At 71.1% G+C, this 16,158-nt stretch carries 13 protein-coding genes; 8 read left to right on the top strand and 5 right to left on the bottom strand.

The window, feature by feature from the left end; genetic code table 11:
• Position 1: 1 nt before the first annotated feature.
• Genes WBN91_RS05695 through WBN91_RS05685 form a run of 3 tightly spaced genes read right to left on the bottom strand, consistent with a single transcriptional unit; the run spans position 2 to position 6,019 of the window.
• The gene (locus tag WBN91_RS05695) at positions 2-2,218 is read right to left on the bottom strand and encodes a glycoside hydrolase family 3 C-terminal domain-containing protein (protein ID WP_337722380.1); all 2,217 of its coding nucleotides are present in this window, start codon (positions 2,216-2,218) and stop codon (positions 2-4) included.
• Positions 2,218-4,707, bottom strand: a complete 2,490-nt coding sequence (locus tag WBN91_RS05690; protein WP_337722381.1) for a glycoside hydrolase family 78 protein — start codon at positions 4,705-4,707, stop codon at positions 2,218-2,220. The genes WBN91_RS05695 and WBN91_RS05690 overlap by 1 nt, the downstream gene beginning before the upstream one ends.
• Before the next feature lie 10 nt (positions 4,708-4,717).
• On the bottom strand, positions 4,718-6,019 hold the full coding sequence (locus tag WBN91_RS05685; RefSeq protein ID WP_337722382.1) for an MFS transporter: 1,302 nt from the start codon (positions 6,017-6,019) through the stop codon (positions 4,718-4,720).
• Between the two features lie 147 nt (positions 6,020-6,166).
• On the opposite strand from WBN91_RS05685, the gene rhaI reads away from it, so the two are divergent.
• From rhaI to WBN91_RS05655, 6 genes are read left to right on the top strand one after another with little or no spacing between them, the layout of a single operon-like run.
• A complete protein-coding gene (rhaI, locus tag WBN91_RS05680) occupies positions 6,167-7,327 on the top strand; it encodes an L-rhamnose isomerase (protein WP_337722383.1) in 1,161 nt (386 codons plus the stop codon).
• A 5-nt stretch (positions 7,328-7,332) separates the two neighbouring features.
• Positions 7,333-9,363 carry a bifunctional aldolase/short-chain dehydrogenase gene (locus WBN91_RS05675; protein WP_337722384.1) on the top strand — a complete coding sequence of 677 codons (2,031 nt, stop codon included), beginning with the start codon at positions 7,333-7,335 and terminating at the stop codon, positions 9,361-9,363.
• Positions 9,360-10,823, top strand: coding sequence for a rhamnulokinase (locus WBN91_RS05670; RefSeq protein WP_337722385.1), 1,464 nt, complete (start codon positions 9,360-9,362; stop codon positions 10,821-10,823). Before WBN91_RS05675 ends, WBN91_RS05670 begins: the two co-directional genes overlap by 4 nt.
• The gene (locus WBN91_RS05665) at positions 10,820-11,545 is read left to right on the top strand and encodes a (Fe-S)-binding protein (RefSeq protein WP_337722386.1); all 726 of its coding nucleotides are present in this window, start codon (positions 10,820-10,822) and stop codon (positions 11,543-11,545) included. Before WBN91_RS05670 ends, WBN91_RS05665 begins: the two co-directional genes overlap by 4 nt.
• A gap of 11 nt (positions 11,546-11,556) precedes the next feature.
• A complete protein-coding gene (locus tag WBN91_RS05660; protein ID WP_337722411.1) occupies positions 11,557-12,984 on the top strand; it encodes a LutB/LldF family L-lactate oxidation iron-sulfur protein in 1,428 nt (475 codons plus the stop codon).
• Positions 12,971-13,549, top strand: a complete 579-nt coding sequence (locus tag WBN91_RS05655; RefSeq protein ID WP_337722387.1) for a LutC/YkgG family protein — start codon at positions 12,971-12,973, stop codon at positions 13,547-13,549. Before WBN91_RS05660 ends, WBN91_RS05655 begins: the two co-directional genes overlap by 14 nt.
• A 4-nt stretch (positions 13,550-13,553) precedes the next feature.
• On the opposite strand, the gene WBN91_RS05650 is transcribed toward WBN91_RS05655, so the two are convergent.
• On the bottom strand, positions 13,554-14,552 hold the full coding sequence (locus WBN91_RS05650) for a LacI family DNA-binding transcriptional regulator (protein ID WP_337722388.1): 999 nt from the start codon (positions 14,550-14,552) through the stop codon (positions 13,554-13,556).
• 175 nt (positions 14,553-14,727) lie between these two features.
• Positions 14,728-15,105, bottom strand: a complete 378-nt coding sequence (locus tag WBN91_RS05645) for a hypothetical protein (RefSeq protein ID WP_337722389.1) — start codon at positions 15,103-15,105, stop codon at positions 14,728-14,730.
• On the opposite strand from WBN91_RS05645, the gene WBN91_RS39130 reads away from it, so the two are divergent.
• Together WBN91_RS39130 and WBN91_RS05640 are read left to right on the top strand one after the other, a co-directional pair.
• Positions 14,995-15,255, top strand: coding sequence for a hypothetical protein (locus WBN91_RS39130; protein WP_443217663.1), 261 nt, complete (start codon positions 14,995-14,997; stop codon positions 15,253-15,255). The genes WBN91_RS05645 and WBN91_RS39130 overlap by 111 nt on opposite strands.
• Positions 15,252-16,151, top strand: a complete 900-nt coding sequence (locus WBN91_RS05640) for an alpha/beta hydrolase (protein WP_337722390.1) — start codon at positions 15,252-15,254, stop codon at positions 16,149-16,151. Before WBN91_RS39130 ends, WBN91_RS05640 begins: the two co-directional genes overlap by 4 nt.
• Positions 16,152-16,158: the final 7 nt, after the last annotated feature.

Genomic DNA, 16,158 nt, shown 5'->3' with positions numbered 1-16,158 from the left:
GCTACTGGTGGGTTCCGGTCTTGCTGAGTTCGACCAGATCGGCCAGGACGTCGGAGGGCAGGTGTGCCCCGCTGAGGGTCAGGAAGTGGGCGAACTGGCTCATCGGCAGTGAAGCGACCATGCGCAGCGCGTCCGACGAGGTCTCCGCGGCCTGCCGCGCCTGGTCCTCGGTCATGGCCTCGGTGAGGGTGCGGGTGATGAGCGGGCCGACCACCGGGTGGCTGAACCACTCTTCGACCGGTGAGGCCAGGCTCAGCTCGCGCTTGATCACGTCCCCGACGAGGGTGATCCGCTCCTGCGCCACGACATCGGCGGCGCTATGTCCGATTTGGATGGTGTAGTCACCGGGCGCGACCACCCACTGGCTCAGCTCGATGTCGTAGTAGGCGAAGGCGCGGCGGCCGAGCGGCAGCTCGACCGTGCGCGACCCGCCCGGCTCCAGTGCGATCTTGGTGAACGCGCGGAGTTCGCGGGCGGGGCGACGGACCGGGCCCGCGCTAGTGGAGACGTAGACCTGGACGACGTGCTTGCCCGCGACGGCTCCGGTGTTCGTCACGGTCACCGAGACCGTCGCGCTGTCGTCGCCGGTGGTGGTGACGGAGAGGTCGCGCGTCTCGAACGTGGTGTAGGACAGGCCGTGACCGAACGGGTACCGGACCCCGACCTCGGCGGTCTCGTGGTAGCGGTAGCCGACCAGCACACCTTCGCCGTAGCGCACGTGCCCCTGTTCGCCGGGGAAGTTGAAGTAGCTCGGGTTGTCCCGCAGGCGGACCGGGATGGTCTCGGCGAGGTGGCCGGAGGGGTTGGCGAGGCCGAACAGCAGGTCCGCGATGGCGGCGCCGCCGGCCTGGCCGAGCAACCAGCCGTCGAGGACGGCGTCGACCTCGTCGTGCCAGCCTTCGAGCGTGACGACCCCGCCGTGCGACAGCACGACGACGGTCCGCCGGCTGACCGCCGCGACCGCCCGGATCAGGTCCACCTGGTCGGCCGGCAGGTCGATGGTGTCGCGGTCGTAGCCCTCGGACTCGTCGGACTCCTTCAACCCGGCGAAGACGACCGTCACCTCCGCCTCGCGGGCGATCTCCACGGCGTTGTCGTCGAGCCCGCGCGCGTAGCTGACGGGTGTGCTCAACGCTCGAATCGCGTCGAGCGCGGTGTCGACGCGGGTCGGGTTCACGTGCGAGCTGCCGCCACCTTGGAAGCGCGCCTCGGCGGCGAACTCCCCGATGACGGCGACGGTGGTACCGGGCGTGATCGGCAGGGTCTCCTGCTCGTTCTTCAGCAGTACCGCGCACTCGGTGGCGAGTCGTTTCGCCAGCGAGTGGTGGGCGTCGGCGTCGAACGTGCCTGTCGCGGGTGCGGCCCTCCTGGACAGCTCCACGACGCGTCGCACGCTCCGGTCGACGACCGCCTCGTCCAGCTCACCGCTGCGCACCGCGGCCACGATCTCGGCATCGGTGGTACCGCCGGTGCCCGGCATCTCCAGGTCCAGACCGGCGACGAGCGCCGCGACCCGGTCGGCCACCGCGCCCCAGTCGGACACCACCACGCCCTCGAAACCCCACTCGTCGCGCAGGACCTCGGTGAACAGGCGGCGGTTCTGCGACGCGAGGACGCCGTTGACGCGGTTGTAGGAGCACATGACCGTGGCCGGGTGGGCTTCGGTGACGACCTTCTCGAACGCCGGGAAGTAGATCTCGCGCAGCGTGCGTTCGTCGACGTCCGCGCTGACCCGCATCCGGTCGGTCTCCTGGTTGTTGGCGGCGAAGTGCTTGACGGAGGCACCCACGCCCTGCTCCTGGAGACCACGCACGTGCGCGGCCCCCAGCACGCCGCTCAGCAGCGGGTCTTCGGAGTAGTACTCGAAGTTGCGGCCGCACAGCGGTGACCGCTTGATGTTCACGCCGGGGCCGAGGTTGACGGTGACGCCGACGGCGCGCGCCTCGCGGCCGATGGCGGCGCCGATCTCCGCGGCCACCTCGGGGTCCCAGCTGCTGCCCACGGCGGCGGCGGTGGGGAAGCAGGTGGCCGGTCGGCTGGCGTGCACGCCCAGGTGGTCGGCGACGGCGTCCTGGTGGCGGAGACCGTGCGGACCGTCCACCAAGAGCATGGACGGCACGCCGGCGGCGTCGATCGCCTTGGTGGACCAGAAGTCGTGCCCGGACAGCAGCGACGCCTTCTGCTCCAACGTGAGGTCGACGGAGTCATGCTGCGGCATTACCGGTTTCCTTTCGAGCCGACGACGGCGGCGGTGAGATCGTCCTTGAGTTCCGGCGATGCACCGGGCACGTGGTCGAGGACGATGTTGAGCGAGATGCTCGCCGCTTCCGGGGCGGAGGCGTCGAGGGGAATGCCGGGGAAGTGCTTGCCGAACGCCTCGGTGACGGCCCGCCACACCTTGAGGTCCTGGGCAAGGGTGCGCAGCGGTGTGTCCATTGTGTACTGGGTCTGGGCTGTGCCCGCGATGTCGTACTGCCAGCTGTGCGCACCGGACTCGATCTCGACGACCAGCTCGTCCGGGTGGAGCGGGAGCACGACGGTCGCGGTGGTGCCTTCAGGGATCCGCACGTCGAGGCGCATCTGGTTCTCGCTGATGCGCCACGCGACGGACACGGATCCGTGCACCGTGTCGTGGGTGACGGTCGCATGGGTGAGATCGCCGCCCGGCCGCGGTGCGATGCGCATCCTGGTGTAGCCGGGTTCGACGGGGGACAAGCCGCCGACGACCTTGTGCAGCCAGTCGGCGACCGCGCCGAGCGCGTAGTGGTTGAGCGAGGTCATCCCGGACGGGTTGATCGTGCCGTCCGGCCGGATCGAGTCCCAGCGTTCCCAGATCGTCGTCGCCCCCATCGTGACCGGGTAGAGGAACGACGGGCACCCAGTCTCCAGGAGCAGGAGGTAGGCCGCGTCCAGGTGGCCGGTCCGGCTCAGTGCCTCCGTGACGAACGGTGTCCCGGCGAAGCCGGTGGAGATCCGGTAGCCGGCCTTGGCGACCAGCGCCGCCAGCTGCTCGCCCGCCCTGACCGCCTGCTCCTGGTCGAGGATGTCGAAGCAGATCGAGAGGGCGAGCGCGGTGGCGGACTCGTTGGCCAGGCGGCCGGCCGGGGTGACGTACTCGTGGCGGAAGGCGGTCCGCACGCGGTCCGCGAGTGCCGCGAAGTGCTCCGCGTCGCCGGTCTCGCCCAGTAGGCGCGCGGTCTTCGTGATCTCGGCGGTGGTGCGGCACAGGAAGGCCGAGGCCACGAGGTGGCGGTCGGTCTTCCCCCCGGCCGGGCTGTCCACCGGAGCGTCCGGATCCAGCCAGTCGCCGAACTGGAAGCCCTTGTCCCACAAACCGTTCTCGTTCAGCCGCGATTCGACGTCGCGGATGAACGCGGACATGGACTCGTAGCTGCGCCGAAGGATGTCGACGTCGCCGTACTCGGTGTAGAGGGTCCACGGCAGGCTGACCGCCACGTCGCTCCACAGCGCGGTGGGGGAGGAGGGCGTCGACAGGACGTCGGGAACCACCCAGGGGACGTAGCCCTTCGCACGGTGTTCGGCGGAGAGGTCGGCCAGCCACGAACCGAGAACCCCGCGCACGTCGTAGAGGAAGGCCGCGGTCGGGCCGAAGGCGTTGATGTCCCCCGTCCAGCCCAGGCGTTCGTCGCGTTGCGGGCAGTCGGTGGGGATGCCGACGAAGTTGTCCCGCATGGACCACACGACGTTGGCGTGCAGTCGGTTGAGCCGTTCGTCGGAGCACTCGAACCAGCCGGTGCGGGGCATGTCGCTGTGGACGACGACCGCGGTGACGTCGTCGGCGGTCAGCGTGCCCGGATAGCCGTCGACCTCGACGTAGCGGAAGCCGTGGAAGGTGAATCGCGGTTCCCACGTCTCGACGTCGTCACCCCGCGAGGTGTACCGGTCGGTCGACGCGGCGGTGCGCAAGGTCTCGGTGTTCAGTTCGCCGTCTACCAGGACCTCGGCGTGCCGCAGCGTCACGGTCTGCCCGGCCGGCCCGCGCACGGTCAGCCTGACCCGGCCCGAGATGTTCTGCCCGAAGTCGACGATCGGGTTCCCGGCGCGGTTGCGGTGGATCGAGATCGGGGTGAGTTCCCCGGTCCTGCGGATCGGCGGCGCGCCGGTGGTGGTGAGGGTGGCGAGGTCCCAGTCGAAGGGTTCCGCCGGTGCCCACGTGGTGTCGCCGAAGCCGGGGCGGTCCCAGCCGACGGGTTCGAGGCGCGCGTCGTGCTCTTCCCCGTCGTAGAGGCTGTTGGCGAGGACGGAGCCGGTTCCGGCGGTGAACGACTCGTCCGTGCCGATGGTCTCGACCCGGTCGTCGTACTCCAGGTCGAGTTGCAGGAACAGCCCCGGCCGGTCGGCGTAGTGGTTGCGCCGGCCCTCGTACCCGAGCCGGCCGATCGCCCACCCCTCGCCGACGACGGCGCCCAGGGCGTTGGCCCCGGCCACGACCCGGTCGGTGACGTCGTAGCTGCTCACCGCCAGCCGGTGGCGGTAGGACGTCCAGCCCGGCGTCAGCACGTCCTCGCCCACGCGGGCGCCGTTGAGGTGGGCTTCGACCACCCCGATCGCGGTGACGTGCAGCGTCGCGCGGCGGGGAGCCCTGTCGACGGTGAACTCGCGGCGGAAGTACGCCGCGGGCTCGCCGGGCTGCGCCCAGGACGTGGACGCGGGCGTGATGAACCTGGCCTGCCAGGTGGGTGACACGGTCGTCTCCTCAGCGGACGGACTTGACGCGCAGCACCATCAGTCCACTCAGGACGGTGCAGGCGGCGGCGACGAAGAACAGCAAGGCGTAGTTCTTCTCGGTGGCGGTCGCGCCGACGGCCAGGAACACCGGTGCGACGAGGGGAGCCACGGACTGCGGCACGCTGGTCGCGAAACCGATGATGCCCATGAACCGGCCGGCCTCGCTCTCGCGCTCCGGCAGGACGTCGAGCACCAGCGCCTGGTCGACGGCCGAGAACATGCCCAGTGCGATCGACGTGGTCAGCGATCCGGCGAACAGCACCGGCAAGCTCGAAGCGAGCGCCATCACGACCGCGCCGAGCGCGAAGAGGGCTCCCGCAGCGAGCACGAACGGGCGCCGCCTGCGCAGCCGGTCGGAGAGGAACCCGCCGGCCAGCGCCCCGGCGGAGGTGGCCAGCACACCCAGCCCGGACAGGGCGGCCATGGTGCCCGCCACCTCCTGCACGCCGACGCCCAGGCGGGAGGCGAGGAAGAAGGCGACGAACGTCGTGTTGAGCGTCAGGCCGAAGTAGAACAGGAAGCGGCTGATCCACGCCCAGGAGTAGTCCGGGTACCGGCGAGGGTCGAACACGTACTTGCGCGCCAGCGCGCCGATCGTCAGCGGGGCGCCGAGGGACGTACCGCGGCTGTCCGGCTCGTGCACGAGGAACACGAACAGGGCCACCAGGACGGCGCCGATCGCGCCCGGCACCAGGAAGAGCAGGAGCGGGTCACCCACGAAGCCGCCGGCGAGCGTCACGCCGACCGCGGGCGCGACGAGCGTGCCGAACCCCACCAGGCCGGCGACCTTGCCGCGCTGGGACTCCGGCAGGCGGTCGGCCTGCGAGTTGGTCAGGGCGCCGAGGGCCTGGCCCCAGCCCAACTGGGCCAGCACCCAGCCGAGCCCCAGCACGAAGACGCTCGGGGCGGTCGCCATCACCACCAGCGACACGATCCCGAGCAGCGTGCCGACGACCATGAACGGCCGGCGGCGGCCCAGCCGGCTGCGGGTCCGGTCGCTGAGCACCCCGAGCAGCGGGCCGGTGACCACGACCGTCGCGGCGCCCACGCCGGTGATGTAGCCGAGGTACTCCTCGTGTCCCGGCGCGAGCTGCGCGAGCCGGACCGACAACGAGATCGCCAGCGGGGTGATGAACGCCGTGAACACGCCGAACTGGGCGAGCACCATCAACCAGATGTAGCGGGCGGAGACCTTCGGCGGTGCGGCGCCCGGCGTGGGCGCGGTGGTGCCCGGAGGCGGCGGGGCGGCGGACGCTTGGCTGTCGATCATGGGCAGACTCCGTTGTCCATAAGTCGAGGTCCCGGCTGTTAGCACGTGCTAGCGGTGCGTTGAGCGGTGATGCTAATCTCGCCGAACTAGCACGTGCAAGCACCAGTTCTGTTAAAACGTTTCAACACGTTGCGGAGGTCGACCGACGTGCCTGACCTGTCGGCTGTGAAACAGGCTCTGCGGGAGCAGCGCATCGAGACGCCCTCCTGGGCGTACGCGAACTCGGGCACCCGGTTCAAGGTGTTCGGCCAACCGGGGGTGCCGCGCACGCCGGAGGAGAAGATCGCCGACGCGGCGGTGGTGCACCGGTTCACCGGCGTGGCCCCCACCGTCGCGTTGCACATCCCGTGGGACCGCGTGGACGACTACGCCGCGCTCACCCGGTACGCGCGCGACCTGGGCGTCGGGATCGGCGCGATCAACACCAACGTGTTCCAGGACGAGGACTACAAGCTGGGTTCGGTGACCAACCCGGCCCCGAGGATCCGCCGCAAGGCAACGGACCACCTCCTCGACGCGGTGTCGATCATGGACGAGACGGGTTCGCGCGACCTGAAGCTGTGGTTCTCCGACGGCATCAACTACCCGGGCCAGGACGACCTGCGCGACCGCCAGGACCGGCTGGCGGCGGCGTTGCGGGAGGTCTACGACCGGCTCGGCCCCGATCAGCGCATCCTGCTGGAGTACAAGCTGTTCGAGCCGGCGTTCTACGCCACGGACGTGCCGGACTGGGGCACGTCCTACGCCCACTGCGTCGAGCTGGGGGACAAGGCGACGGTGTGCATCGACACCGGTCACCACGCTCCCGGCACGAACATCGAGTTCATCGTGGCGTTCCTGCTGCGGGCCGGGAAGCTCGGCGCGTTCGACTTCAACTCCCGCTTCTACGCCGACGACGACCTCATGGCCGGCGCCGCGGACCCGTTCCAGCTGTTCCGGATCATGTACGAGATCGTCCGCGGCGACGCGCTCGGCCCCGGCATCGCTTTCATGCTCGACCAGTGCCACAACATCGAGGCGAAGATCCCCGCGATCATCCGGTCGGTGATGAACATCCAGGAGGCCACGGCCAAAGCGCTGCTGGTCGACCGGGACGCGCTGCGGACCGCTCAGCAGGCAGGCGACGTCCTCGCCGCGAACGCCGTGCTGATGGACGCCTACAACACCGACGTCCGGCCGTTGCTGGCCGAACTCCGGGAAGACGCCGGGCTCGACCCGGACCCCGTCGCGGCCTACCACCGCAGCGGCTACCAGCGGAAGATCGAGGCCGACCGCGCCGGCGGTGCTCAGGCCGGATGGGGAGCGTGACCACCATGACCGTGCCCGAGCAGCTCGTCGCGCGCAGCAACGCGCTGGGCGCCGACCCGCGCAACACCAACTACGCCGGCGGCAACACCTCGGCCAAGGGCATCACGACCGACCCGGTGACCGGGTCACCCACGGAACTGTTGTGGGTGAAGGGATCCGGCGGGGACCTCGGCACGTTGACCGAAGCGGGACTGGCCGTGCTGCGGCTGGACCGGCTGCGCGCGCTCGTCGACACCTACCCCGGGGTCGAACGCGAGGACGAGATGGTCGCCGCGTTCGACTTCTGCCTGCACGGCAGGGGTGGCGCGGCCCCCTCGATCGACACGGCCATGCACGGCCTGGTCGACGCGGCGCACGTCGACCACCTGCACCCGGACTCCGGCATCGCGCTCGCCACCGCGGCCGACGGCCCGGCGCTGACCAAGGAGTGCTTCGGCGACCGCGTCGTCTGGGTCGACTGGCGGCGACCCGGTTTCCAGCTCGGGTTGGACATCGCCGCGGTCAAGTCGGCCAACCCCCAGGCCATCGGCGTGATCCTCGGCGGACACGGCATCACCGCCTGGGGCGCCACGTCCGAGGAGTGCGAGCGGAACTCGCTGGAGATCATCCGGACCGCGGAGGAGTTCCTGGCCGAGCGCGGTTCCGCGGAACCGTTCGGCGCGGTGGTGCCCGGCTTCGAGGCCCTTCCCGAATCCGACCGGCGGACTCGTGCGGCGGCTCTCGCGCCGGTGATCCGCGGACTGGCCTCGAGCGACCAGCGGATGTTCGGGCACTACACCGACTCGGAGGCCGTGCTGGACTTCGTGTCGCGGGAGAAGCTCGGACCGCTCGCCGAGCTGGGCACCTCGTGCCCCGACCACTTCCTACGCACCAAGGTCCGCCCGCTCGTTGTGGACCTGCCGGGCACCGCGCCGCTGGCGGACGTGATCGCGCGGCTCGAGGAACTGCACGCGAACTACCGCGAGTCCTACCGCGCCTACTACGAACGCCACGCCACGCCGGATTCCCCGGCGATGCGCGGAGCCGACCCGGCGATCGTGCTGGTTCCCGGCGTCGGCATGTTCTCCTTCGGCCGCGACAAGCAAACCGCGCGCGTGGCCGGCGAGTTCTACGTCAACGCCATCAACGTCATGCGGGGCGCCGAGGCCGTGTCGACCTACGCCCCCATCCCGGAGAGCGAGAAGTTCCGCATCGAGTACTGGGCCCTGGAAGAAGCCAAGCTCCAGCGGATGCCGAAGCCGAAACCCCTCGCCGGGCGGATCGCCCTGGTCACCGGTGCGGGCTCGGGCATCGGCCGGGCCATCGCCTTGCGGCTCGCCGCCGAGGGGGCCTGCGTGGCGATCGCCGACCTCGACGCGGCGGCAGCGGCCCGGACAGCCGCCGAGATCGGCACGTCGGACCAGGCCGTGGCGATCACCGCGGACGTCACCGACACCGACGCCGTGCAAGCGGCCGTGGACGCCACCGTGCTGGCGTTCGGCGGGCTCGACCTGGTCGTCAACAACGCCGGCCTGTCGATCTCGAAGCCGCTGCTGGAGACCACCGACCGCGACTGGGACCTCCAGCACGACGTGATGGCCAAGGGCTCGTTCCTGGTCTCCAGGGCGGCGGCGAAGGCGATGGTCGAGCAGGGCGTCGGTGGCGACATCGTCTACATCTCGTCGAAGAACTCGGTGTTCGCGGGGCCGAACAACGTCGCCTACGGCGCCGCGAAGGCCGACCAGGCCCACCAGGTCCGCCTGCTGGCCGCCGAGCTGGGCGGGCACGGCATCCGCGTCAACGGCGTCAACCCCGACGGCGTGGTCCAGGGCTCCGGGATCTTCGCCGGCGGCTGGGGAGCCCAGCGCGCCGCCGTGTACGGCGTGCCGGAGGACAAGCTGGGCGAGTTCTACGCCCAGCGCACCATCCTCAAGCGCGAGGTGCTGCCCGAGCACGTCGCCGCCGCGGTCTTCGCGCTGACCGGCGGCGACCTCGCCCTGACCACCGGGCTGCACATCCCGGTGGACGCGGGCGTCGCCGCGGGGTTCCTGCGATGACCGTGCGCGTCGCCGCCGTCGACCTGGGCGCCACCAGCGGCCGGGTCATGGTGGGCACCGTGGGCAGGGACCGGCTCGTGCTGGAGGAAGCGCACCGGTTCCCGAACGGGCCGGTGCGCGTGGCCGGCCGCCGGAAGTCGACGCTGCACTGGGACGTCCTGGGCCTCTACGCGCAAGTCCTCGAAGGGCTCCGGGCCGCCCACGCCCAAGCCCCGCTCGACGCGATCGGCATCGACTCCTGGGCGGTCGACTACGGTCTGCTCGCCGCGGACGGGACGTTGCTCGGCAACCCGGTGCACTACCGGGACGATCGGACCGACGGCGTCGTGGACTTGGTGCGTCGGGTGGTGCCGGACCGCGATCTCTACGCCACCACCGGGCTCCAGCGGCTCCCGTTCAACACGCTCTACCAACTGGTGTCCGAGCGCGACGGTCCACGGCTTCGCCACGCCGCGACGATGCTGATGGTGCCCGACCTGCTCGCCTACTGGCTGACCGGGCAGATCGGCGCCGAACACACGAACGCGTCGACGACCCAGCTCTACGACGTGCGCGCCCGCGCCTGGGCCGGTGGGCTCGCCGACGCGGTGGGTGTGCCGCGCGGGCTGTTCCCGCCGCTGCGCTCGGCCGGGGACGTGATCGGCCCGGTGCTGCCGGAGGTCGCGGACGAGTTCGGCCTGTCGACGCTCCCGGTGATCGCGGTCGGGTCGCACGACACCGCGTCGGCGGTCGTGGGCGTGCCCGCGGAACCGGGCACGAACTTCGCCTACATCTCGTCGGGCACGTGGTCGCTGGTGGGCGTTGAACTCGACGCGCCCGTCCTGTCCGATGCCGCGCGGACGGCCAACTTCACCAACGAGGTGGGAGTCGACGGCAAGATCCGCTTCCTGCGCAACGTGATGGGACTGTGGGTGTTGTCCGAGAGCGTGCGGATGTGGCGCGCCGGCGGGCAGGAGGTGGACCTGCCTGAGCTGCTCGCCCAAGCCGCCGAGGTGCCGGCGTTGCGCGCGGTGGTGGACATCAACGCGCCCGAGTTCCTCCCGCCGGGAGACATGCCCGCCAGGATCACGGAGGCGTGCCGGCGCACCGGGCAGGAGCCCCCGGCCACCAGGGCGGAGCTCGTGCGGTGCGTCCTGGACAGCCTCGCGCTGGAATACCGGCGGGTGGTGCGGGAGGCCGCCGAGCTGACCGGCCGACCGATCGAGGTCGTGCACGTCGTCGGGGGAGGGGCGCGCAACGAACTGCTCTGCCAGTCGACCGCGGACGCCTGCGGGATCCCCGTCGTGGCGGGCCCCGTCGAGGCGACCGCGCTGGGCAACGTGGTCGTGCAGGCTCGTGCCCTCGGCGTGGACCTTCCGGACCTGGCCGCGATGCGCGCGTTGATCCGAAGCAGCCACCCCGTGCGCAGGTACACCCCTTCGGCGCGGGCCGCACTGTGGGAAGGGGCGAGAGTGCCGTGAAGGTCGCGCTCATGGTCACCTGCGTCAACGACGCGCTGTTCCCCGAGACCGGCAAGTCCGTGGTCCGGTTGTTGCGTCGGCTCGGGGTCGAGGTGGGTTTCCCGGAAACCCAGACGTGCTGCGGCCAGCCGATGGTCAACACCGGTTACCTCGATGAAGCCGTCACCGTCGTGCGCACCTTCGCCAAGGCGTTCGACCGGTACGACGCGATCGTCACGCCGTCGGGTTCGTGCGCCGGATCGGTGCGGCACCAGCACGGGATCGTGGCTCGGCGCGGCGGCGACGAGCGGCTCGCGGCGTCGTCGGGGAAGGTGTTCGAGCTGTCCGAGTTCCTGGTCGACGTGCTGGGCGTCGAGGACGTCGGCGCGTACTTCCCACACCGCGTCACCTACCACCCGACCTGCCATTCCTTGCGGATGCTGCGCGTGGGCGACCGGCCGCTGCGCTTGTTGCGGGCGGTCCGCGGGATCGACCTGGCGGAGCTTCCCGCGGCGGACGAGTGTTGCGGATTCGGCGGCACGTTCGCCCTCAAGAACGCCGACACCTCCGTGGCGATGGGGGCGGACAAGGCGCGGCATGTCCGGGAAACCGGCGCCGAGGTTCTGGTCGCCGGCGACAACTCCTGTCTGCTGCACATAGGTGGCCTGCTCTCCCGGCAGCGCTCGGGAGTGAAGGTGATGCACTTGGCCGACGTGCTGGCCGGCACCGAGGGGGACCGGTGACGTTCCTCGGCATGCCGCCGTTCCCCCAGGCGGCCCGCGAAGCCCTCGGCGACACGCAGCTGCGGCGAAACCTCGCTCACGCCACGGCCACCATCCGGGCCAAGCGGGCGGCGGTCGTCGCCGAGGTGCCCGAGTGGGAGGACCTGCGCCGAGCCGGCGCCGCGATCAAGGACAACACGCTCCGGAGGCTCGACGAACACCTCCTCCGACTGGAACGGTCGCTGACCGATCGCGGGGTGCGGGTCCACTGGGCGCGGGACGCCGCCGAGGCGTGCGAGGTGGTCGGGCGCATCGCACGCGGCCACGGCATCGACGAAGTGGTCAAGGTCAAATCCATGGCGACGCAGGAGATCGGGCTCAACGAGGCGCTCGCCGCCCAAGGCGTCACCGCGTGGGAGACCGACCTCGCCGAACTCGTCGTGCAGCTCGGCGACGACCTGCCCAGCCACATCCTCGTGCCGGCGATCCACCGCAACCGCGCGGAGATCCGGGAGATCTTCCTGTCCACGATGGAAGGTGTCGGGCCTGGGTTGAGCGATGAACCGGCCGAACTGGCCGCGGCGGCCCGGCGGCACCTGCGGCGGAAGTTCCTCTCGGCGAGGATGGCGGTCTCCGGCGCGAACTTCGCCGTGGCCGACACCGGGACGCTCGTGGTCGTCGAGTCCGAGGGCAACGGGCGGATGTGCCTCACCCTGCCCGAGATCCTGGTCTCGGTCGTCGGCATCGAGAAGGTCGTGCCCACGTGGGCCGATCTCGACGTGTTCCTCCAACTCCTGCCGCGGTCGAGCACCGGCGAGCGGATGAACCCCTACACGTCCACATGGTCCGGCGTGACACCGGGCGACGGGCCGCAGGAGATGCACGTCGTCCTGCTGGACAACGGCCGCACGCGTGCGCTGGCCGACGAGATCGGCCGCCAGGCGCTGCGCTGCATCCGGTGCTCCGCCTGTCTCAACGTCTGCCCGGTGTACGAGCGCACCGGCGGGCACGCGTACGGGTCCGTCTACCCCGGACCCATCGGCGCGATCCTGAACCCGCTGCTCAAAGGTGTCGGCGTGGACGCCCAAACCGACTCGCTGCCCTACGCGTCGAGCCTGTGCGGTGCCTGCTTCGACGCCTGCCCGGTCCGCATCGACATCCCCGAGGTGCTGGTCCACCTGCGGTCCCGGGTGGTGGACGCCCGTCGTGGACCACGTCCGCGCGCCGAGTCGGTGGCGATGAAGGCGGCGGCGTGGACCCTGGCCAAGTCCAGCCGGCTGCGGTGGGCCGAACGCGTCTCAGCCTTGGTCGGTCGGCTGGGGCGACGGCGCCTCCCCGGAGGGCGACGCGCCCTCGCGAGGCTGCCCTGGCCCGGTTCGGCGTGGACGGACGCACGCGACCTCCCCACGCCCCCGGCGGAGTCGTTTCGAAGGTGGTGGAGGCGCGATGAACGCTCGTGACGAGATCTTGGCCGCGGTCCGTGACGCACTTGGGCACACCCGGCCGGTGGACACCGAAGTACCCGACGGCCACCGGACCCCGGGCCGGCCAGGCGATCTCGTCGGGCTGTTCGTCGAGCGTGTCGCCGACTACGGCGTGGTTGTGCGCCGGTGCGGGGAGTCCGAGGTCGCCGCCGCCATCGCGGACGCGCTCGCCGACGCGAGGACGGTGGCCGTGCCGGACGGGTTCCCCCACCCGGTCGCCGGACCGGCGCTGTCCGACCCCTGGTCCGCCGATGCCGTGGTCACCACGGTGGCCGTGGGCATCGCCGGCACGGGAAGCGTCGTCCTCGACCACGGGCCCGGCCAGGGAGCCAGGGTCTTCTCCCTGCTGCCGGACATCCACGTCTGCGTCGTGCACCGCGACCAGATCGTGCCCGGCGTGCCGGACGCGGTCGCCGGGCTGGATCCGCTGCGCGCCCAGACGTGGATCAGTGGACCGAGCGCGACCAGCGACATCGAACTCGACCGGGTCGAAGGTGTGCACGGGCCGAGGAGCCTGCGGGTGATCGTCGTCGACGCCTGATCGGTCAGGCCCCCGTGGACTCCCGGGCGACCACCGCGGTCGCGGCGTCGACACCGCCGTCGAGCAGCGGTCGGTCGGTGGCCGCCTGGAGCGCCAGCGCGGCCAGGTGCCGTCCGAGCCCGGCGTAGTCGATCCGGATGCTGGAGATGGAGGGGACGAACAACGCGGTGTACGGGTTGTCGTCGTGCCCGATGACGGCGAGGTCGGCGGGCACGCCGAGGCCACCGCGAAGAGCGGCGCCGATCACCCTGGCGGCGCTGTCGTCGTTGTACGCGACGACGCCCGTCACGTTCGCGTGAAGCCAGTCCTGGACCGCCTGCCCGGCCGCGTCCGGGGCGCCGTCGACGGGTCGGACGACCAGCGGGGGCAGCCCCAGGGACGCGGCGGCTTCCCGGGCCGCTCCCAGCCGGGACGCGACCAGGCCGGACACGCGCGCGTCGGTCGTCGCGGCGAAGCCGAGGCGCTGGTGGCCACGCGTGTGCAGGTGCTCGACCTGCAGACGCGGGCCGTCGTCGAGGCCGAGGGGATCGGGCGGCGACGGGCTCGGCTCCGGCCCCGGGATGATCTTCGTGATGCCACAGCCCCGCATCGCCGCCACCTCTTGCGGGGTGAACGGCGCGAAACCCACCACCACCTCGGGGTCGAGCAGCTCCCAGAGCGGGCGTGCCGTTCCCACGGGGTGGTGCGTCTGGGTGACGAGTGAGTACCCGGCCTCTTCCAGCGTGTGCGACGCTTCCTCGACGCACTTGCTCACGCTGAAGTCCACCGGCCAGTCCGGGATGACCAGCAGTACCAGCCTGCTGCTTCCTCGGCGGAGCGCCTGGGCGGCCGTGTGCGGGCGGTAACCCAGGCGAGCGGCCTCCGCCAGGACCCGATCCCTGGTCGCCTCGGAGATCCGCTGCCCAGTCGTCCCGTTGAGCACGAAGCCGACCGTGGCCCGGGAAAGCCCCAAGGACCGCGCGACGTCCGCCGCCGTCACCCGCTTGCCCGCTCCGGCCCCCACGTCCACCCCTCTCCCCGCACGACCGCTTGCACGTGCTAGTGGCGAGGTTAGCAGCCGTTCGCCCGACCTTGCCGATGATCGACGGCAACACGATCCGCTCGACGACAAAGGGTCGCTCCGGTTCCCGGCGAGCCCTCAAGCGGCTCCGGCGCGCCGCAGACCGACTACTCGCTGTTCACTCGAGCCGACGGACCACCGAGTTCTTCGGTTGTCGCCTGAAAGCCAACCAGGAGTTCTGCGGCTTCGACTTCCACGCGTCACCCGGCACCTCGCCGACGATGCGCAGCTCGCTGTTCTCGTCCAGCACTACCTCGACGCCGCGCCAACCGATCCCGCCGGCCGCCTGCTGACCCAGATCCGGCCCCTGGAGTCGCGCAGCCTGCCGACCGGCGGCACGGGGATCGAAACGATCGCGGCCCGCCTGGGACTCCACCCGCGGACGTTGCAACGCCGACTGGGCGGCCACCGGACGACCTTCGAACAGCTGGTGGACGAGGTGCGCCGCGAACGTGCGGAGCGGTACCTGCTGGAGTCGGACCTTCCACTCGGCCACATCGCCGCTCTGCTCGGTTGCTCCGAGCAGAGCTGCCTGAGCCGCTGTCGTCTGAAGTCAAGTTTTCGGCGTCGGAAGTCAAGACACGGGCGGCCTGCTCCCGGCACCGTTTTCGGCGTACCGCCTCAGTGCCGAGGAGCGAATCGATGACCTCCAGCGATGCCCGCAAGCCCGCACGCCGGGACATCACCTTCACCTCAGGAGGTGAGCGCTGCGCGGGCTGGCTCTACCGCGCCGACCGAGACGAGCCCGCGCCGTGCGTCGTCATGGCCCACGGTCTGGCCGGGGTCAAGGAGATGCGCTTGGACGCCTACGCCGAGCGCTTCGCCATGGCCGGCTACCACGTGGTCGTGTTCGACTACCGCCACTTCGGCGCCAGTGGAGGCACGCCGCGGCAACTGCTGGACATCCGACGCCAGCACGAGGACTGGGCGGCGGCGGTTCGCTTCGCCCGGAGCCTGCCCGAGGTCGACTCCGGACGGATCGCGTTGTGGGGGTCGTCGCTGTCCGGCGGCCACGTCCTCGCCGTGGCGGCGAAACTGCGGGCGGCGGCCGTCATAGCGCAGGTTCCCCACGTCGACGGGCTCGCCTCCACACTCGCGTTGGGACCGCGGCAGTCGCTCCGCCTGGCCGGGCACGGCGTGCTCGACGCCGGCCGCGCGCTGCTGCACAGGTCTCCGCACTACGTCCCCGCGTCCGGACCGCCTGGTTCGCTCGCCCTCATGACCGCGCCCGAGGCCCAGGGGTACCTGGCGCTGGTGCCACCGGGCCTGTCGTTCGACCAGCGCGTCGCCGCCCGTTTCGCGCTGCGGGTCGGTCTGTACTCGCCCGGGAAGGCGTTGCGCCGGCTGGAGATTCCCGCCTTGGTCCAAGTCGGCTCCAGCGACCGCACCACCCCGCCGCTCGCGGCGATCAAGGCTGCCCGCCGCAACCCGAACGTCACACTGGCCATCCACGAGACCGGGCACTTCGAGCCCTACACCGGGGAACTGTTCGAGACCTTCGTCGGCGAGCAAGCCGCTTTCCTCGACGGCGTTTTCGTCTGATCGCCCG

Source organism: Saccharothrix sp. CCNWYY140 (genome assembly GCF_037401995.1).
Lineage (GTDB): Bacteria > Actinomycetota > Actinomycetes > Mycobacteriales > Pseudonocardiaceae > Actinosynnema.
The sequence above is the reverse complement of the archived record's forward strand: the minus strand, read 5'-3'. Positions and strand labels throughout refer to the sequence as shown.